Here is an 18,668-nt window from a genome sequence, read left to right as displayed (position 1 = left end):
CCGGGGAGGCCGCCCGTGTCGCGTCGTGACCAGATCAGGATGACCGAGGACGAGGTCCGCGAGTACTTCGACCAGCAGAAGGTCATCAACGTCGCCTCGATCGGGCCGAACGGCAGGCCGCACCTGACGCCGCTCTGGTACTACCCGTACGAGAGCGGGGTCGCGACCTGGACGTACGCCACGTCGCAGAAGGCGAAGAACCTGCAACGGCTGCCCGAGGCGACCGTGCTGCTCGAGGACGGCGACTCCTACGAGAAGCTGCGCGGCATCTCCATGGAGGCCGACGTCCAGCTCGTCGAGGACACCGCCGAGGTCACGCGGATGGGGATCACGCTGATGCAGCGCTACGCCGGCGCCAAGCCGGGCGACCCGGTGCCGGACCAGCTGCGCTCGTTCATCGAAGGCCAGGCCCCGAAGCGAATCGGGCTGGTCTTCCGCCCGACGAAGCTGGTCAGCTGGGACCACACGAAGCTCGGCGGTTCATACTAGCGAGTAGGTTGTACTTCCAAGTAACTGTTACCTGAGGTAACGTCATCTTCGGCAGACCCCCCAGCGCAGCGGAGGCCGAGGAGATGACCGAGCGGTTCAAGGTCGTGATCGTGGGCACCGGGTTCTCCGGGCTCGGCCAGGCGATCCAGCTCGAAAAGGCCGGTATCCGGGACTACGTGATCCTGGAGAAGGCCGACGAAGTGGGCGGCACCTGGCGGGACAACTCGTACCCCGGGTGCGCCTGTGACGTGCAGTCGCACATGTACTCGTTCTCCTACGAGCAGAACCCGGACTGGTCTCGGTCGTTCTCGCCGCAGCCGGAGATCTTCGAGTACCTGAAGGGCGTGGCGGACAAGCACCGGCTGCGCGAGAAGACCCGGTTCGGCGTCGAGATCACCGGCGCGCACTGGGACGACGGCGAGCGCCGCTGGACCGTGAGCACGAAGAGCGGCCAGGAGTTCTCCGCCCAGTTCCTGGTGTCGGGCGTCGGCGGCCTGCACATCCCGCAGATCCCGAAGCTGCCCGGCATCGAGGCGTTCAAGGGCCAGTCGTGGCACTCCGCGCAGTGGAACCACGAGTTCGACCTGACCGGCAAGAAGGTCGCCGTGGTCGGCACCGGCGCGAGCGCCATCCAGTTCGTGCCGCGGATCGCGCCGGCCGTCGGTGAGCTGACGCTGTTCCAGCGCACCCCGCCGTGGATCATGCCGAAGCCCGACCACGAGATGCCCGGCTGGGCGAAGACCCTGTTCAAGCGGGTCCCGGGCGCCCAGCGGCTGTACCGCGGCTTCGTCTACTGGGGCCGCGAGGCGCAGGGCATCGGCTTCAACGGCCACCCGGCGATCATGAAGGCCGGCCAGCAGATCGCGAAGCGGCACATGGCCAAGGCGATCAAGGACCGGGCACTGCGGCGCAAGCTGACGCCGGACTACACCATGGGCTGCAAGCGCGTGCTCCTGTCCAACGACTACTACCCGGCGCTGGCCCGCGACAACGTCGAGGTGAACACCGAAGGCGTGCGGGAAGTCAAGGCGCACAGCGTGATCGACGGTGCCGGCGTCGAGCACGAGGTCGACGCGATCATCTACGGCACCGGCTTCCACGTCACGGATGCCTTGGAATACCTGGACATCACCGGCGCCGAGGGCCGCGGCCTGGCGAAATCCTGGGCCACCGAAGGGATCCAGACGCACAAGGGCATCACTGTCGCCGGCTTCCCGAACCTGTTCTTCCTGCTCGGCCCGAACACCGCGCTGGGCCACAACTCCGTGGTGTTCATGATCGAGTCGCAGTCGCGGTACGTGGTCGACGCGATCAGGCTGGCGGACTCCCACGGCGCCGCGGCGCTCGACGTGCGCCCGTCCGTGCAGGCGAAGTTCCAGGCCGAGATCCAGGACCGGCTGGCCAAGGGCGTCTGGACGCAGGGCGGCTGCAAGAGCTGGTACCTCGACGCGAAGGGCGTGAACCGGACCATCTGGCCCGGCTTCACCTGGCGGTACTGGCTGGAGACCCGCCGCGTGGACCCGAGCGACTACGAGCTGAGCGGGCGAGCGTCATGAGCGCGGAGCCCATCGACCACGAGCAGATCGTGCTGCACGCGCGTGACGTCGAGTTCGATTGGGCCGCGCTGCCGATGCACTGGGTCCCCGGCGAACCGCAGGCCACGCACACCATCAACGTCCTGCACATCGCGCTGCCCGAGGGCGAGCGCTGGTTCGTCGAGGTGTTCAAGCAGGCCGTGCCGCTGATCCGCGACGCGCGGCTCAAGGAGGACGTGCTCGGCTTCATCGGCCAGGAGGCCATGCACGCCGAGGCCCACGACGGCGCCGCGGCGCACCTCGAAACCGCGGGACTGCACGTCCGGCCGTACGTCGCGCAGATGGAGTGGCTGTTCCGCAAGCTGCTGGGCGACCGCGACCCGCGCGGGCGGACCAGGCGCGCCGGGCACTCGCCGGAAGAGTGGCTGATCGAGCGGCTCGGGCTGATCGCGGCGATCGAGCACTACACGGCGTTCCTCGGCCAGTGGGTGCTCGACGCGAAGGCGCTCGACGAGGCGGGCGCCGACCCGACGATGCTCGACCTGCTGCGCTGGCACGGCGCGGAGGAGGTCGAGCACCGTTCCGTGGCGTACGACCTGTTCTGCCACCTCGACGGCCGTTACTCGCGACGGGTGCGGAGCATGGCCGTGGTGACGCCCGCGTTGTTCTGGGTTTTCGCGCGCGGCACGCGGTTCCTGATGGCGAACGACCCGTCCCGGCCCGGGAAGGCGTCGTTGCGCGGATACCGGGACGCGGCGAGAAAAGGGCTCCTGCCGGGCCCGCGCGAGCTGCTGCGGGAGATCCGGCCGTACTTCCGGAAGTCCTATCACCCCACGGAAACCGGCAACACCGACCAGGCCGTCGCGTACCTCGCCAGCTCACCCGCGGCGCAGGCGGCCGACGCGCCGAAGTGAGCACGCCCGACTTCCCGGCGAAGCTCGACGGCAGCGGGCGGCGCGACCGGCTGATGTCCACCCTGATCGGGGTGACCGCGGCCTACCGCAGGCTCGCCGACCGATCGGGGCGCAGCCGCCCGCCCGTACGCGAGGTCGACCGGGACCTGGAACTGCTGGTGGAGGCCGTGCGCGAGGAAGCCGACGGCGTGGTCAGCCTGCGGCTCGCGCGCCCGGCCGGCGGGCCGCTGCCGGGCTGGCGGCCGGGCGCGCACCTGGACCTGCACCTGCCGTCGGGCCGGCTGCGGCAGTACTCGCTGTGCGGCGACCCCGAGGACCCGTCGTACTACCGCGTGGCGGTGCGGCGGATCGGGACGGCTTCGGCGGAGGTGCACACGTTGCGGCCGGGCACGAAGGTGATGGTGCGCGGGCCGCGCAACGCTTTCCCGTTCGTCGCCGCGCCGGATTACCTCTTCGTGGCCGGCGGCATCGGGATCACGCCGATCCTGCCGATGGTGCGCCGCGCGGCCGCGAACGGCGTCGGCTGGCGGCTCGTCTACACCGGACGGGACCGCGCGTCGATGCCGTTCCTCGACGAGCTGGCGGACCTGCCGGCGGAACGGGTGTGGATCCGGCCGGACACCGAGTACGGGATCCCCGCCTCGGGCGCGGAGCTGCTGGAAGGCGTGCCGGACGGCGCCTCGGTCTACTGCTGCGGGCCGGTGCCGATGATCACCGGCGTGCGCGTGGACCTGGCGCTCACGGGCGCCGCGGCGGTGTACTTCGAACGGTTCTCGACGCCGCCGATCGTCGACGGGCAGCCGTACCGGGTGGAGCTGCGGCGCACCGGCGTGACCTTGGACGTGCCCGCGGACCGCTCGACCCTCGACGTGGTGCGGGAGCGGCTGCCGGACGTCCCCTACTCGTGCCGCCAGGGTTTCTGCGGCACCTGCGCGGTGCCCACCCCGGACGGCGGATCGGTGCGGATCTGCGTGGACCGCGGACCCGCCGTCCTGGAGCTGTGACTAGCTCGGCAGCCAGGCGCCGAGCACGGGCTTGAACTCGCGCACCGAGCGCTCCGCGACCACACCCTCGAGGTAATACGGGTCGGTGTTGATCAATTCGGTGAGCGCGGCCTCGTCGTCGGCCTGCCAGAGCGTGAGGCCGCCGGTGCCGTCGCCGAGCGGGCCCGCGACCGCGACCCGGCCCTCGGCGGCGTGGCCGGACAGGTACTCGCGGTGACGGGGCCGGACCTCGGCCAGCTTCTCCTGTACGTAACGGATTTCGACGAGGTACCAGGCCATGTGGATCTCCCGGGCTAGTGCGGCGGTGACGGTCCCGACGCTACCTGTCACTACCGTGCCGGTCTCAGCATCCGATCGGTGGCGGGTGGGGGGCGACCCGATACGCTAGGCGTGCGTCAGTGGCTGTGTGAACGCTGTGAATACCGTGACCAGGCCGCCGGCGCGGGACACCGTGCCTGATCCCGTCCGGGACGACCGGCACGGATTCGGCGGGGTCGAGGACAGGCAGGGGTTCATGCTGGAGGGCAACGCGGAACGCAGCGTCGAGGCGACCCTCGGCCACCTGCGGACCATCGACGGACCGGTCGCGGTGCAGCCGCCGGCCGCGCCGCTGAACCTGGAGGACCTGTACCGCCAGCACCGGATGCGGCTGGTCCGGCTGGCGATCCTGCTGGTCGACGAGCCGGCCACGGCCGAGGACGTCGTGCAGGAGGCCTTCACCGGGCTGCACCGGAACTGGGGCCGGCTGCGCGACGCGGCCGCGGCCGTCGGCTACCTGCGCACCGCCGTGGTCAACGGGTCGCGCAGCGTGCTGCGCCGGCGCAAGACGGCGCGTGAGTACGTGCCGCCGCACGCGGTGAACGCCCGGTCCGCGGAGAGCCTCGCCATGCTGTCCAGCGAGCACCAGGCCGTGGTCAGCGCGCTTTCGAAGCTGCCGCCGCGCCAGCGTGAGGTGCTGGTGCTGCGGTACTACGGCGGGCTGAGCGAGGCCGAGATCTCCGAAGCCGCCGGCATTTCCAAGGGCACGGTCAAATCGACCGCCAGCCGGGCCCTGGAGGCCTTGCAGAAGGCCATGCAGACCCAGAAGTGACCCGGGTGGAGCAATCCCATCACCGAGTAGCGTAGCCACGCTTGGTCCAGACCAATATATGCTGGGCGACGTGAAGCACGCCGCAGACTTCGTCATCACGGGCGGCCGGGTCGCCGCCCCGGACCGCGTACTCGACGACGGCTGGCTGTCCGTCGCCGACGGGCGGATCGCCGCAGTGGGCACGGGCACGCCGCCGGGCGGCCCCGAACTCCCGCGCGTCGACGTGGGTGGGGCGCTGGTCGTCCCCGGGTTCATCGACACGCACTGCCACGGTGGCGGCGGCGGCTCGTTCTCCACGCTGGACCCGGACGAGATGCTCACCGCGGTGCGCGCGCACCGCCGGCACGGCACCACGACCACGCTGGCCAGCCTGGTGTCCGACCCCGTCGACCTGCTGACCGAGCAGATCGCGGCCTTGCGCGAGCTGGTGCAGGACGGCGAGCTGGCCGGCATCCACCTGGAGGGCCCGTTCATCTCGCGCGCCCGCTGCGGCGCGCACGACCCGGACACGCTCCTCGAACCGGACACCGGCACGGTGGAGAAGCTGCTGCGCGCGGGCCACGGCGCGATCCGCATGGTCACGCTCGCGCCGGAGCTGAACGGCGGCGTCAAGGCCGTCCGGCAGCTCGCGGAGTCGGGCGTGACCGCGGCGATCGGGCACACGGACGGCGTCGCCGAGCAGCTGGTCCCGGCCATCGACGCGGGCGCCACCGTGGCCACGCACCTGTTCAACGGCATGCGTCCGCTGCACCACCGCGAGCCGGGCCCGGTGGGCGTGCTGCTGGACGACGAGCGCGTGACGGTCGAGCTGATCTGCGACCTCGTCCACCTGCACCCGACGGTGGTGCGGCTGGCGGCGTCCCATGCCGGCCGCGGCCGCACGGTCCTGATCACCGACGCCATGTCGGCCACCGACGCCGCCGACGGCCGCTACACGCTGGGCCGGCTGGAGGTCGACGTCCACGACGGCGTCGCCACCCTGGCCGACAACGGCTCGCTGGCCGGCAGCACCTTGACGATGGACAACGCCTTCCGCAACCTGGTGAAGGGTGCGAAACTCGGTGTCCTCGACGCCGTCCGGGCGACCTCCGGGCGTCCCGCCGAGCTGCTGGGCGTCGCGGACCGCACGGGCTCGCTGCGCCCCGGCCTGGCCGCCGACGTGGTAGTGCTGGACGACGACCTGCGCCCGGTGAAGGTGCTCCGCCGGGGCGAATGGGTCGCCGAGGTCGGCCGGGCTACCTTGAGCACGTAACGATCCAGCCACGACACGGGGGAAGACGAGCGGGATGACCGAGCCGAAGGACCCGGAGCGACTGCTGGCCGACGCGTTGCGCGCCCAAGCCGTCTTCGCCCCGCACACCTCGCCCGGCCTGCCTCGCGAGGACCCCGAACCCGCCGACGGCGGAACTGGCGCTGTTGCCTCCGTCCCGGATGAAGGCACTGGCAACGGCGGCTCGACCGGCACCACCCCGGTCGAAGGCTCCGGCAGCGGCAGCGCGACCGGCACCGGCCCAACAGCCGAACTACCGCCCCGCTACGGCCTACTGTCAGGCGCCAGCGCGGACTCCCTGGAACGCGAACGCGCCGCCCTCGACTGGGCCGACGGCACAACAAGCTCCGGCACCACCGGCCAAGGCTCCGGCTACGCCGGCGCAAGCGGCAGCTACCCAAGCCAGCCGAGCGGCAGCTATCCCGCCAACGGCGGTTACGCACCTGGCAGCGGTCACGCAGGCGCCGCTTACGCCTCCGGCGGCAGCGGCGCCGGTTACACGTCCGGCGGCAGCGGTCAGACCGGCGCTAGTTACGCCTCCGGCAGCAGTGGCCAGACCAGCTCCGGCTACGCATCCGGCAGCAGCAATCAGGCAGGCGCTGGTTACGCCTCCGGCGGCAACGCTCAGGCCGGTGCCGGTTATGGCCAGGCGGGTTACGCGTCCGGCAACGGCGGCGGCCAGCCAGCCTCTGGTTACCCCGCTGGGGCCGCGACCCCCCATGCCCCGTCCCTCTCGCCCGACGCCGCGACCGTCCGCCAAACCCCCGCCCCGGCGAGCACCCCGCTGCCGGTCCACTGGGTCCTCCTGCTCGCCCTACTCCTCGGTCTAGCCGCAGGCTCGGTAATCGGGCTCCTCACGCTGGTCTGACCCCTCCAACGGTCCCACTGCGGCTCCCACCTCCACGCGCCCCACCCCGGCAGCCACCTCCGCGCGCCCTACCCGGTCAACACCTCCGCGCGGCCCGCCCCGGCCGCCACCTCGACGCGCCCCACCCCGGCCTCCACCTCCACGCGGCCTACCCGGCCAGCCACCTCCACGCGCCCCACCCCGGCAGCCCCCCGCGGCGTTATTCGGCCACCTCTGCCCGCGTGGCCAACCCAGCTGCCTCTGGGTCCGCTGCGGATCCCAGCTGCCGCCTTCCCACAGCCCACCCTGGCCGCGTTCCCCTCTCACACTGCGCACCCGGCCGCCGCCTCCGCGCCGCACAATCCGCGTCCAGCCGTCGCAGTCCCGGAAGGCCGAATCCCTGGTGGCCCGGGCGTCCGACGTCACCGCCGTGGTCTGTCCGGTACACCCGATTCCCTGGATGCGAGACGTCCGGGGGGCGGGTGTCGGGCTTGCGGTCCGGTCGCCATGTGACCTGGGGTTCCTTGCCCGGTGAGGGCACACAGCGTCACCCTGTACCGTTTTCGGTGTGATTCTCGCCCAGAGCACAGTGACAACCATGTCCCTCCTGCCGTCGTGGCTGGACCCGCAGCACCTGCTGACCGGGCTCACCGCGCCGGTCATCGCCGTGCTCTGCCTGATCATCTTCATCGAGAGCAGCATCTTCCCGGTCCTGCCGGGCGATTCGCTGCTGTTCACCGCGGGACTGTTCATCGCGAACGACACGCTGAAGGCGCCGCTGTGGCTGGTCTGCGTGCTGGTGACGGCCGCGGCGCTGCTCGGCAACGTCGGCGGCTACTACCTCGGCTACTTCGTCGGCCCGAAGCTGTTCAACCGGCCGGATTCGAAGTTCTTCAAGAAGGAGTACGTCGACAAGACGCACGCCTTCCTCGACCACCACGGGCCCAAGGCCGTGGTGCTGGCGCGGTTCGTGCCGTTCGTGCGGACGTTCATCACCTGGATCGCCGGCGTCGGCCGCATGGACCCGAAGCGCTACTTCACGTACACGGTGCTGGGCGGCATCCTGTGGGCGGCGGGCATCACGGTGCTGGGCTCGCTGCTGGGCAACATCGGCTTCATCCGCGACAACGTCGACGCCATCTTCGTGGTGATCGTGCTCGTGTCGGTCGTCCCGATCGGCCTGGAGTACCTGAAGGGGCGCCGCGCGAAGAAGGCGCGGGGCGACGCGGCCGAGACTCCCGCCGAGGTCACGCAGCGGATCCCGCGCGTGCGCGACTGACCACAACCGAACTCGCGAAACGGCGCCGGCTCCCCTCGGGGGACCGGCGCCGTTTCAGTCCGTCATCGAGAACATCGAGCCCGGGTTGAACAGGTTCCCCGGGTCCAGCGCCTGCTTGATCTGCCGGTGCACCCGCAGGCCGACCGGACCGATCTCGCGCACGAGCCAGTCACGCTTGATCTTGCCGACGCCGTGCTCGCCGGTGACGGTGCCGCCCAGCGCGAGGCCGATCTCCAGGATCTCGTCGAACGCCTGCTTGGCGCGAGCGAACTCGTCCTCGGAGTCGGGGGCGTAGACGATCGTGGGGTGCATGTTGCCGTCGCCCGCGTGCCCGACGACAGCGATCTTCAGACCGACCTTCTCGCTGACCTGCTCGCAGCCGTGGATCAGCTCGGCGATGCGGGTGCGCGGCACGCAGACGTCGTCGGTCAGCCAGACCCCGTACGTCTCCAGCGCGGTGAGCACCACCCGTCGCGCTTGCAGCAGCATCTTGCCCTCTTCGAGGTCCTCGGTGGCGTACGCGAGGTCGGCGCCGCAGTCGGTGCAGATCTGCTCCAGCGCGGCCAGTTCGCGGCGGGCGGCTTCGCCACCGGCGTCGGACTGGGCGAGCAGCAGGGCGCGACAGTCGGAGCCCGCGCCGAGGTCGGTCTTCAGGTAGGTCTCCGACGCCTTGATCGACGCCGCGTCCATGATCTCCAGCAGCGACGGCACCAGCCCCTCCCGCACCACACGCGCGACGGCCTCACCCGCCGCCTCGGTGCTGCTGAACCCGGCCACGAACGTCGCGGGCGCCTGCGGCAGCGGCTTGAGCGCGACGGTCGCCTGCGTGATCACACCGAGCGTTCCCTCACTGCCGACGAACAGCTTCGCCAGGTCGTAACCCGCCACGCCCTTCACCGTGCGGCGGCCGGTCTTGAGCAGTGAGCCGTCGGCCAGCACGACTTCCAGCCCGAGCACGGAATCGGTGGTGACGCCGTATTTCACGCAGCACAGCCCGCCGGCGTTGGTGGAGAGGTTGCCGCCGATGGTGCACCAGTCGTAGCTCGACGGGTCCGGCGGATAGAACAGGCCATGCTTCTCGACGGCGTTGCGGAAATCCAGGTTGACCACGCCGGGCTGCACCACGGCGAGCCGGTTGCCGGCGTCGACCTCGACGATCTCGTTGAGCTTGGTCAGCACCAGCACCACACAGCCGTCGATCGCGTTGGCCGCACCGGAAAGCCCGCTGCCCGCACCACGCGGCACGATGGGGACCTCCGCCTCGGCACACGCCTTGACCACGGCCTGCACCCCCGCGGTGTCGACGGGCAGCACCACCGCCAGCGGCTTCCCGCCGGGAGCCAACGGCATCATGTCGCGCGCGTAGCTGTCGGTGACGTCGGCGTCGGTGAGCACGGCGTCCTTGCCGAGCTCGTCACGGAGTCGCTGGACCAGGGCCTCGTTGCTCATGCCACCATCGTAGGCGAAATATCTCCGCAGTACGGAATTTTTCTTCCAGTTCAACAGGATGGCCGTGTTCGGGAGCCTTGGAATGTCCAGCGCTAGCCGGCGACTGAGCGGCCTGGCCGAGGCGCCGCTGCACCCCGGGTCCGCGACGCGACCGTCTCGGGTCGACGGAGGGCTTCGCGTCCGCAGGCCCGCGACGACGGCCGCGGGAGCCAGTTCACGCTGGACATGGCGCCCGGACCGGCCGTCGCGCGAACGGCAGCTGCGCAAGCAGTGGCGGCGCGAACGGCAGCTGCGTGAACGGCGGCCGCGTAAGCAGCACCACGCCACGACCGGTGGCACCCCGAGCAGCAGCAGCGTCGGCAGCAGCAGCGTGGGAGGCGGCAGCCGCGCACGCTACGCGTACAGGAGGCGGCACTCGCGTCAGCAGCAGCGGCATGGGCGGCACCCGCGTCAGCAGCAGCGGCATGGGCGACAGCACGAGCGACAGCCGGATCACACGGGTAGTGGGGTCTCCTTCGTGTTGGCCGGGCGGCGGCCGCGGGTGAGCAGGAAGTAGGCCTGGACCGCGGTGTAGAGGAGGATCGCGGCGCCTGCCCAGGCTGTGACGTGCAGGCCCGAGACGAACGCCTCGCGGGCGGACGTCACGAGGGCCTCCGCGGCCGGGGCGGGCAGGGACTTCGCTGCGCTGACGGCGCCGCCCAGGGTGTCGTGGGCGGCGGCGACGGCGGTGTCCATCGCGGGGTCGTGCGGGGCCGCGCTCAGGGAGCCGGTCACGCCGGACTGGTAGACGGCCGTCGCCAGGCTGCCGAGCAGCGCGGTGCCGAGGGCGCCGCCCAGTTCGTAGCCGGTCTCGGAGATGGCCGAGGCCGCGCCAGCGCGGTCGACGGGGGCCGCGGAGATCACCAGGTCGTTGGTGAGCGTCTCGGACAACGCCACGCCGCCGCCCACCAGCACGAACGCGACGACCACCGCCGCGAGGCCCGCCGTGGTGCCCAGCGAAGTGAGCACCAGGAACCCGGCCGCGCCGAGCAGCAGGCCCACGCTGACCAGCACCGGCACCCGGACCCGACGGGCCAGCCAAGCCGCGAGCAGCGCCCCGGCGATGCCCGCGACCGTGGCCGGCAGCATCCACAGCGCGGCCGTCACCGGGGACAGCCCCAGCACCAGCTGCAGGTACTGCGGCACCAGGAACAGCAGCCCCACCAACGCGAACACGCCGAGCAGGTTGGTCACCACCGACGCGGTGAACATCCGGTTCGAGAACAGCGCCAGGTCCAGCATCGGCCGCTCCAGCCGGCGCTGACGGCCGACGAACAGCACGCCGAGGCCCAGCCCCACCACGACCGCCAGCGCCGCGGACCAGGTGAAGCCCGAAGTGGCCGCGATCTTGACGCCGTACACCACCGGCAGCATCGCGCCCAGCGAGAGCAGCGCGGACAGGAGGTCGAACCGGCCCGGGTTCGGGTCGCGGTGCTCCGGCAGCAGCAGTGGCCCGGCGATCAGCAGCACCACCATCACCGGCACGTTGATCAGGAACACCGAGCCCCACCAGAAGTGCTCCAGCAGCCAGCCGCCGATCACCGGCCCCACGGCCATGCCGCCGGAGAACGCCGCGCTCCACACCGCCACCGCGGTACGCCGGCGCCGGTCGTCGGTGAAGATGCTGCGGATCAGCGACAGCGTGGACGGCATCAGCGTCGCGCCGCCGACACCCAGCAGCGCGCGGGCGAGGATCAGCATCATCGGCGTGGTCGAGAACGCCGCCAGCACCGACGCCAGCCCGAAGGCCACCGCGCCCGCCAGCAGCAGCCGCCGCCTGCCGATGCGGTCGCCCAGCGTGCCCATGAACACCAGCAGCCCGGCCAGCACGAACGAGTAGACGTCGACGATCCACAGCTGTTCCGCCCCTGTGGGCCCGAGGTCTTCGCTCAGGTACGGCAGGGCGAACCCCAGCACGGTCGAGTCCACGCTGATCAGCAGGACCGGCAACACCAGTACCGCCAGCGCCCACCACTGTCCGCGCCTTTCCATGGCGCACTCTTCCCTTCTTGCACCGTCTGGACGGTACAGTTTCGCTCCTGGTGTAGAAGATAAACCGTCCGGACGGTACAGTCAAGAAGTGCCGAAACCCTCCGCTCGCGAGCGCATCCTCGACTCCTACGAGGTCATCCTCATCGAGCGCGGGCCGCAGGAGATCACGCTCGACGCGGTCGCGGCGCACGCCGGGGTGTCCAAGGGCGGCCTGCTGTACCACTTCGGCTCGAAGGACGCCCTGCGCGACGGCCTGCTCGAGCGGCTGGTCCGGCTCAACACCGAGGACCTCGAACTCGCGCGCGCCGCCCCGGAGGGCGTCTTCCGCTACTACCTGCGCACGGCGATCACCGACGTGACCCGCAACCTGCCGCTGCACCGCACGACGATGGCGACCATCCGGCTGGTGCTCAACGACCCCACCGCCGCCGAGGTGTCACAGCGCTGCATGAACGACACCCGCGAGCTGCTGCTGGAACACGCCGAAGACCGGCTGTCCGCCGAGCTGGTGATGCTGGTCGCCGAGGGCCTCTACATGCGCGCGGCGCTCGGCGAGGAAGACCGCGGCCTGCTCGACCGGATCGACGACATCGCCGTGCGCCTGGAGGACCACTGAGCCAGGAAAGCCTTGCCCGGCACGGCTTTCACCCGGCGAGCCCGGCGGGGTCAGCGGGCGATGCCGTAAACCCGGTCGATGTGCACCGTGAGCAGCAGCCGCTGGTCGGCGACCATGGCGGCGCGGTACTCGTCCCAGTCCGGGTGTTCGCCGGCGACCTCGCGGTACAGCGCGATCAGGGCCTCCACCGTCGCGTCGTCGGGGGCGGCGGCGACCGGCGACAGCTCCGCAGTGCCTTCCGCGACCGCGTACGACCAGCCGTTCTCGCTGCCCACGTGGTAGCTGACCCGCGGGTCACGGCGCATGTTCTTGGTCTTCGCGCGCGTCTCGGTGATGGAGACGCGCAGGGTGCGCGCCTCGGCGTCGAAGTGGTGCGAAACGGTGGACAGCTGCGGGCGCCCGTCGCGCTTGAGGGTGGCCAGCACGCCGTTGCGCCGGGAGCCGATGAGGTCGTAGAGCGCTGTGTCGTCGGTCATACCCTGTTCAACCGGTGCGTCACCGTCTTGTTCCCGCAGGTAACCGTCCACAGGACGAAACGGACCAACCACCACGCGGGAATCTGCTTGCATGCAACAACTAAGGTGTTGTGTGACACAACCGGGCTCTTCTCGCTTGCACAAACGTTGAATTGAGAACACCCTTGCCTTAGGCAACTAGTTGCAGCCGCCAAACAACGGTTCGTTCCACCCGCGAGGAAGACCCCACCCATGGCACCGAACAGCTCCGCCACCAGGCCCAAGGCCGAACTGGAACTGGCCGACCAGCTCAGCAACGAGCTGGTCCGGTTCATGCGCCTGATCACCAAGGCCAAGTCCCAGGTGGCCAAGCAGGGTCCGGACGGGATCGAGAGGGCCGCGTACGCGATCCTCTTCTGCCTCATCCACGAGGGTCCGCAGCGCACCAGCAAGCTCGCCGAATTCCTGCACTCGGAGATCTCCACGATCAGCCGGCAGTCGAGCTCGCTCGTGCAACACGGGCTGGTGGAACGCCAGGCCGACCCCGAGGACGGCCGGGCCTGCCTGCTCGCGCCCACTGCCGAAGGCCTTCGGGTCTTCGACGAGAACCGCAAGCAGCGCAACCAGTGGCTGGCCGACGTGCTCGGCGACTGGAGCCAGCAGGACCGCGAGCAGCTGAACAACCTGTTCGAGCGGCTGAACACCGGTATCGAGAACAACTTTCCACCACTGTCCGACACCGCCGCGGTGTCGCAGGCCAAGGGGGCCTCAGCGTTATGACGTCCACAGTCGAGAAACAACCTCAGACCCAAGGGGGAGCACCCGCGTCGCCGGGGGCTCTGGGGCTGACACACCGCCAGATCGTGACGATCCTGAGCGGCCTGATGTGCGGCATGTTCCTGGCCGCGCTGGACCAGACGATCGTGGGTACCTCGATCGTCAAGATCGCCAACGACCTGCACGGCTTCGAGCTGCAGGCCTGGGCGACCACGGCGTACCTGATCACTTCGACCATCGTCACGCCGATCTACGGCAAGCTGTCCGACATCTACGGACGCAAGCCGTTCTACCTGGCCGCGATCTCGATCTTCGTCGCCGGCTCGCTGGCTTCGTCGTTCTCGACTTCGATGTACGAGCTGGCCGCGTTCCGCGCGGTTCAGGGCCTCGGCGCCGGCGGTCTGATGTCGCTGGCCATGACGATCATCGGTGACGTGGTGCCGCCGCGGGAACGCCCGCGGTACCAGGGTTACATCCTCGCCGTCTTCGGTCTGTCCACTGTGCTCGGCCCGGTGCTCGGCGGCTTCTTCGCGGGCTTCGACAAGCTCGGCGGCTTCGACGGCTGGCGCTGGGTCTTCCTGATCAACGTGCCGATCGGCATCGTCGCGCTGTTCGTGGTCGCCAAGGTGCTGAACGTCCCGCACACGCCACAGAAGCACAAGATCGACTGGTGGGGCGCGCTGAGCCTGATCGTCGCTGTGGTGCCGTTCCTGATCGTCGCCGAACAGGGCCAGAAGTGGGGCTGGGGCGACGGCAAGGCGATCCTCTGCTACGCCGTCGGCGCGGTGGGCGTGATCGCGTTCATCCTGGTCGAACGGGCCATGAAGGACGCCGCGCTGATCCCGTTGCGGCTGTTCAAGAACTCCACGTTCACCGTGGCGATCATCGGCGGCATCATCGTCGGTGTCGCGATGTTCGGCGCGATCACCATGATCCCGCAGTACATGCAGGTGGTGCAGGGCTACACGCCGACCCAGTCCGGGCTGCTGATGCTGCCGCTGATGGGCGGCCTGATGCTGAGCTCGATCGGGTCCGGCCGGATCATGTCGAAGACCGGGCGCTACAAGGTCTTCCCGATCGTCGGCACCCTGCTGATCGCGGCGGGCGCCTTCTTCTTCGCGCAGGTCAAGTACGACTCGCCGCTGTGGCACCCGCTGGTCGCCGCGGCCATCATCGGCCTCGGCCTCGGCCAGTGCATGCAGACGCTGGTGATCGCGGTGCAGAACGCCGGGCCGCGCAGCGACATGGGCGCGTCCACCGCCGCGGCGACGTTCTTCCGCCAGATCGGTGGCACCGCCGGTGTCGCGGTGTTCCTGACGATCCTGTTCAACGTGCTGCCGGGCAACATCACCAAGGCGTTCGGCGGCAACCCGCCGACCGGCGCCGGGGCGAAGCTGGCCGACCTGCAGAGCAACACCAGCATCATCGAGACGCTGCCGCCGGCACTCAAGACGCCGATCCTGATCGGCTTCACCGAGTCGATCACCACGGTGTTCTACGTCGCGGGCGGCGTGGCGCTGCTGGCCACGATCGTGCTGCTGTTCCTCAAGGAGATCCCGCTGGCCGGCATGTCCGCGGCGTCGACCATGGAGGGCGCCGAGGCGCTGCTCGACGAGGACAGCGCGCCGACCGAGGTCATCGAGCCGGCGGCCAAGCCGGGTTCCCTGTTCGAAGAAGCCCCGCGTGAGCCGGTACTGGTCGGCGCGGGCGGAAGGCACTCGTTGAACGGAAACGGTCACGGCGACCCGGAGGCGATCTCCGGCGCCCTGCCGATGCCGATCACCAACTCGGCCGCGGGCGCGGGCCTCGACCTCCCGACCGGCAACGGCGGGGTGCCGGTGACCGGGCACGTGCGGCGGCAGGACGGCAGCCACGTCAGCGGCGCCGCGCTCACCCTGATCGACCAGCAGGGCCGTCAGGTGGCGCGGGCGACCGGCAACGGCGACGGCAGCTACTCCGTGCCGACGCAGGGCCCTGGCACGTACGTGCTGATCGTGGCGGCCCCCGGGCACCAGCCGCAGGCCTCCAGCGTGGTGGTCGGCGGCGGCCCGGCGAAGCTGGACGTGACGCTCACCGGCTCGGGCGAGCTGACCGGCGTGGTCCGGTCGGTCGGCATGGGCAACCCGCTGGTCAACGCGACGGTGACGCTCACCGACTCGCGCGGCGAGGTCAACGGCGCGTTCATCACCGCCGACGACGGCGTCTACACCTTCAACGGGGTCGGAGCCGGGCAGTACACGCTGGTCGCGAGCGGCGCGCACTACCGCCCCGTCGCGGTCACGCTGACCGTGCCGGACAGCGGTGTGCTGCGGCACGACGTCGAGCTGGCCGGTGCCGTGCTGCTGCAGGGCACCGCGCGCACCGAGGGCGAGCGGATCGTGCCGGACGCGCGGATCACGGTGCTGGACGAGAACGGCAACGTCGCGGCCGTGGCCCGCACGGACGGCGAGGGCCGGTATGTGGTCAGCGACCTGCCGACCGGCTCCTACACGGTGGTGGCGAGCGGTTACCCGCCGGCCACCAGCCGGGTGTCGCTCAGTGACGGCGAGGCCGAGCACGACGTCCGCCTGAGCTATGACCAGGCGTTCGACGAGCTGGTCGACCGGTCATGAGCGGGGGCCTGCGCGCGCAGCTCCGCGCGAACGGGGGCTGGCCGGTCGAGAACGCCGTGCTGACGGTGACGGATCTCAACGGCCGCCAGGTGGCGCGGCAGGTCACGGACGCGAAGGGGGCGGTGGCGACCGAGCCGCTGCCCCCGGGCGTCTACACCGCCGTGATCACCGCGCCGGGCTACAACCCGATGGCGCGCACGGTGCAGGTCGGCTCGGACGGTGCCGGCCTGCTGGGCGACATCTCCCTCGCGCCGGTCGCGGAGGCCGTGGCCCTGCCGCCGGCGGGCCCGTGGATGATCGACCCGGTGCACTCGTCGGTGGTCGCGACCGCGCGGCACATGGGCATCGCCAGCATCAAGGTGCGGTTCCCGGACGTCGTCGGGCGGATCGAGATCGGCCGCCCGGTCGAGCGGTCCTCGGTGCAGGCCGAGATCAAGGCCGCCAGCATCGAGTCGGGCATCAAGATGCGCGACGACCACCTGCGCTCGGCTGAGTTCCTGGACGTCGACGCGCACCCGGTGATCGGCTTCCGGAGCACCGGCCTGTCCCAGCGCGGCACGGACACCTGGGTCCTCGCCGGCGACCTGACCCTGCACGGCGAGCACCGCCAGGTCGAACTGGACCTCCGCTACAACGGCCACGGCCCCGACCCTTGGGGCGGCGTCCGCGCCTCGTTCCACGCCGAAACCCAGCTGCACCGCAACGATTTCTCGATCAACTACAGCGCGATGGTCCGCGCCGGCGTCGCCGTGATCGGCACGACGGTCAAGGTGGAACTCGATATCGAAGCTGTGCAAGGCGAGTCGCTGCCACAGTTCTGAGGCCGCACCGAGAAAAGCCGCCCGTGACGGGAACTGTCACGGGCGGCTTTTTCGTTGGGTTGAAAGGGGGTTCTCCGCCGGTGTCGCGAGGGGGACTTTCGCGATGCTCGCCGCTCTGGTGGGGCCTCGCGGGCTTCGCTAGGCGCCGGTGGGAGTTGCGCATGGCGGACGGTGGCGCGAACGAGGGTGTTCATCGCGAACCGTTGACGCGAAAGGGACTTGTGGGCGAGGTTTGGTGCGAGTGGACCGTTCGCGACCGGGTATCGGTGCGAGTGGATCGGTCGCGACCGATCGCTGGCGCGAGAGCGCCTTTCACGGCCGGGCATCGGCGCGAGTGGACCAGTCGCGACCGATCGCTGGCGCGAGAGGACCTTTCACAGCCGGGCATCGATGCGAGTGGACCGATCGCGACCGGGTATCGGTGCGAAAGGACAGTTCGCGACCCGGGCGATGCTGCGAGAGGGCCATTCACGGCCGGGCATCGGTGCGAGAGGACCGTTCACGACCGGGCACCGCCGCGAGAGGGCCATTCGCGACCCTGGCACCGGCGCGAAAGGACCGTTCGTAACCCAGGGTGCCGATACGAGAGGGCCATTCGCAACCGCGCGCCGGCACGAACAACCCCGGTCACACACCACAGCGATGGCGAAAAGCAACCAAGAACCCCACCCTCCAAAACCAGCCGTGAACGACCCGTTCACGGCAGGAATACCCAAAGTGACCGGAAGGCAGGATCCGATGGTTCGGTATTACCCCGCTGCACGGCCACGTAGGCTCTACGCGTGAAGGTCGAAAGCATCGAGGCCGCGGGCGTGGGCGTGAGCTGGCTGGACACAGCCGGGCCGTTCCTCGTCTGGGTGATCGTGCTGGGCTTTGTGTTCGCGGAGTGCGCGTTGATCGTCGGGCTTTTTCTGCCGGGCGATTCGCTGCTGTTCGCGGCGGGGGTGGTGCTCGCGCAGCACGGGTCGGACGCCAATGCCTGGTTGCTGTCGGCGGCGGCGCTCGTCGTGGCGGTGCTGGGGAACCAGGTGGGCTACTACATCGGGCGCAGTACCGGCACGCGGCTGATCGCGCGCCGTGGCGGGAAGGTGCTGAACCGGCACAACCTCGATCGGGCGCAGGCGTTCCTCGACCGCAAGGGGTTCTTCGCGATCGTCGCCGCGCGGTGGATCCCGTGGATCCGGACGCTGGCGCCGCTGGTCGCCGGGGCCGCGCGGATGGACCCGCGCCGCTTCCTGCTCGCGACCGCCACCGGCGGGCTGCTCTGGGTGCCGACGCTCGTGCTGCTGGGCTACTACGGCGCCGGTCTGCTCGACGCGCTGCCCTGGCTCAAGACGGCCGCGCTCTGGGCGAGCGTCGCGTTCTTCGTGCTCGGCACCGGCTACGGCGTGTACCGCTACCGCCAGGAGATGCGCCGCCCGGTCGACGAGCCGGACGACACCAACGCGCCCGCCTGAAACCCGAGCGCCGGGACCGTCC

Annotated in this window: 17 protein-coding genes; 13 read left to right on the top strand and 4 right to left on the bottom strand. The window is 70.4% G+C overall.

Annotation, left to right across the window (positions count from 1 at the left end; genetic code table 11):
* Positions 1-15 precede the first annotated feature (15 nt).
* The 4 genes from BMY97_RS33740 (at position 16) to BMY97_RS33725 (ending at position 3,942) form a co-directional block, all read left to right on the top strand.
* Complete coding sequence (locus BMY97_RS33740; RefSeq protein ID WP_091625085.1) at positions 16-489, top strand: pyridoxamine 5'-phosphate oxidase family protein; 474 nt, start codon at positions 16-18, stop codon at positions 487-489.
* Between the two features lie 83 nt (positions 490-572).
* A complete protein-coding gene (locus BMY97_RS33735) occupies positions 573-2,045 on the top strand; it encodes a flavin-containing monooxygenase (RefSeq protein WP_091625082.1) in 1,473 nt (490 codons plus the stop codon).
* Positions 2,042-2,938 (top strand): metal-dependent hydrolase, encoded by an 897-nt coding sequence (locus BMY97_RS33730; RefSeq protein WP_091625080.1) that lies wholly within the window; start codon positions 2,042-2,044, stop codon positions 2,936-2,938. The genes BMY97_RS33735 and BMY97_RS33730 overlap by 4 nt, the downstream gene beginning before the upstream one ends.
* Positions 2,935-3,942 (top strand): PDR/VanB family oxidoreductase, encoded by a 1,008-nt coding sequence (locus tag BMY97_RS33725; protein WP_091625077.1) that lies wholly within the window; start codon positions 2,935-2,937, stop codon positions 3,940-3,942. Before BMY97_RS33730 ends, BMY97_RS33725 begins: the two co-directional genes overlap by 4 nt.
* Here the strand turns inward: BMY97_RS33725 and BMY97_RS33720 are convergent, their stop codons facing one another.
* Complete coding sequence (locus BMY97_RS33720) at positions 3,943-4,221, bottom strand: YciI family protein (protein ID WP_091625075.1); 279 nt, start codon at positions 4,219-4,221, stop codon at positions 3,943-3,945.
* A gap of 235 nt (positions 4,222-4,456) precedes the next feature.
* Between BMY97_RS33720 and BMY97_RS33715 the strand changes: the two genes are divergently transcribed.
* From BMY97_RS33715 to BMY97_RS33700, 4 genes are all read left to right on the top strand, one after another.
* Positions 4,457-5,032, top strand: a complete 576-nt coding sequence (locus BMY97_RS33715) for a SigE family RNA polymerase sigma factor (protein WP_091625408.1) — start codon at positions 4,457-4,459, stop codon at positions 5,030-5,032.
* Between the two features lie 58 nt (positions 5,033-5,090).
* The gene (gene nagA, locus BMY97_RS33710) at positions 5,091-6,284 is read left to right on the top strand and encodes an N-acetylglucosamine-6-phosphate deacetylase (protein WP_091625072.1); all 1,194 of its coding nucleotides are present in this window, start codon (positions 5,091-5,093) and stop codon (positions 6,282-6,284) included.
* Between the two features lie 34 nt (positions 6,285-6,318).
* Entirely contained in the window at positions 6,319-7,170 is an 852-nt protein-coding gene (locus BMY97_RS46355) for a TrbL/VirB6 family protein (protein ID WP_143086359.1), read from the top strand.
* Positions 7,171-7,717: 547 nt separating this feature from the next.
* A complete protein-coding gene (locus BMY97_RS33700; protein ID WP_091625069.1) occupies positions 7,718-8,428 on the top strand; it encodes a DedA family protein in 711 nt (236 codons plus the stop codon).
* Positions 8,429-8,482: 54 nt separating this feature from the next.
* Here BMY97_RS33700 and BMY97_RS33695 read toward each other — a convergent pair whose 3' ends face one another.
* Both BMY97_RS33695 and BMY97_RS33690 read right to left on the bottom strand, forming a co-directional pair.
* Positions 8,483-9,877: an FAD-binding oxidoreductase gene (locus BMY97_RS33695; RefSeq protein ID WP_177231667.1), complete on the bottom strand. Its 1,395-nt coding sequence runs from the start codon at positions 9,875-9,877 to the stop codon at positions 8,483-8,485.
* Between the two features lie 492 nt (positions 9,878-10,369).
* Positions 10,370-11,908: an MFS transporter gene (locus BMY97_RS33690; protein WP_091625066.1), complete on the bottom strand. Its 1,539-nt coding sequence runs from the start codon at positions 11,906-11,908 to the stop codon at positions 10,370-10,372.
* Between the two features lie 88 nt (positions 11,909-11,996).
* Here BMY97_RS33690 and BMY97_RS33685 point away from each other — a divergent pair, with 88 nt between their 5' ends.
* Positions 11,997-12,524, top strand: a complete 528-nt coding sequence (locus tag BMY97_RS33685; protein ID WP_091625063.1) for a TetR/AcrR family transcriptional regulator — start codon at positions 11,997-11,999, stop codon at positions 12,522-12,524.
* A gap of 50 nt (positions 12,525-12,574) precedes the next feature.
* Here the strand turns inward: BMY97_RS33685 and BMY97_RS33680 are convergent, their stop codons facing one another.
* A complete protein-coding gene (locus BMY97_RS33680; RefSeq protein WP_091625061.1) occupies positions 12,575-13,000 on the bottom strand; it encodes a PPOX class F420-dependent oxidoreductase in 426 nt (141 codons plus the stop codon).
* A 231-nt stretch (positions 13,001-13,231) separates the two neighbouring features.
* Here BMY97_RS33680 and BMY97_RS33675 point away from each other — a divergent pair, with 231 nt between their 5' ends.
* The 4 genes from BMY97_RS33675 to BMY97_RS33660 all read left to right on the top strand — a co-directional run bounded on the left by BMY97_RS33675 (position 13,232) and on the right by BMY97_RS33660 (position 18,646).
* Positions 13,232-13,759, top strand: a complete 528-nt coding sequence (locus BMY97_RS33675; RefSeq protein WP_091625058.1) for a MarR family winged helix-turn-helix transcriptional regulator — start codon at positions 13,232-13,234, stop codon at positions 13,757-13,759.
* Positions 13,756-16,368 (top strand): MFS transporter, encoded by a 2,613-nt coding sequence (locus BMY97_RS33670; RefSeq protein ID WP_091625055.1) that lies wholly within the window; start codon positions 13,756-13,758, stop codon positions 16,366-16,368. The genes BMY97_RS33675 and BMY97_RS33670 overlap by 4 nt, the downstream gene beginning before the upstream one ends.
* Positions 16,365-17,189: a YceI family protein gene (locus tag BMY97_RS33665; protein WP_091625053.1), complete on the top strand. Its 825-nt coding sequence runs from the start codon at positions 16,365-16,367 to the stop codon at positions 17,187-17,189. Before BMY97_RS33670 ends, BMY97_RS33665 begins: the two co-directional genes overlap by 4 nt.
* A gap of 782 nt (positions 17,190-17,971) precedes the next feature.
* Positions 17,972-18,646 carry a DedA family protein gene (locus BMY97_RS33660; protein WP_091625050.1) on the top strand — a complete coding sequence of 225 codons (675 nt, stop codon included), beginning with the start codon at positions 17,972-17,974 and terminating at the stop codon, positions 18,644-18,646.
* Positions 18,647-18,668: the final 22 nt, after the last annotated feature.

This window comes from Amycolatopsis saalfeldensis, assembly GCF_900110575.1.
Taxonomy (GTDB): domain Bacteria; phylum Actinomycetota; class Actinomycetes; order Mycobacteriales; family Pseudonocardiaceae; genus Amycolatopsis; species Amycolatopsis saalfeldensis.
Note: the sequence above shows the minus strand (reverse complement) of the source record. Positions and strands in the feature narration are given on the sequence as shown.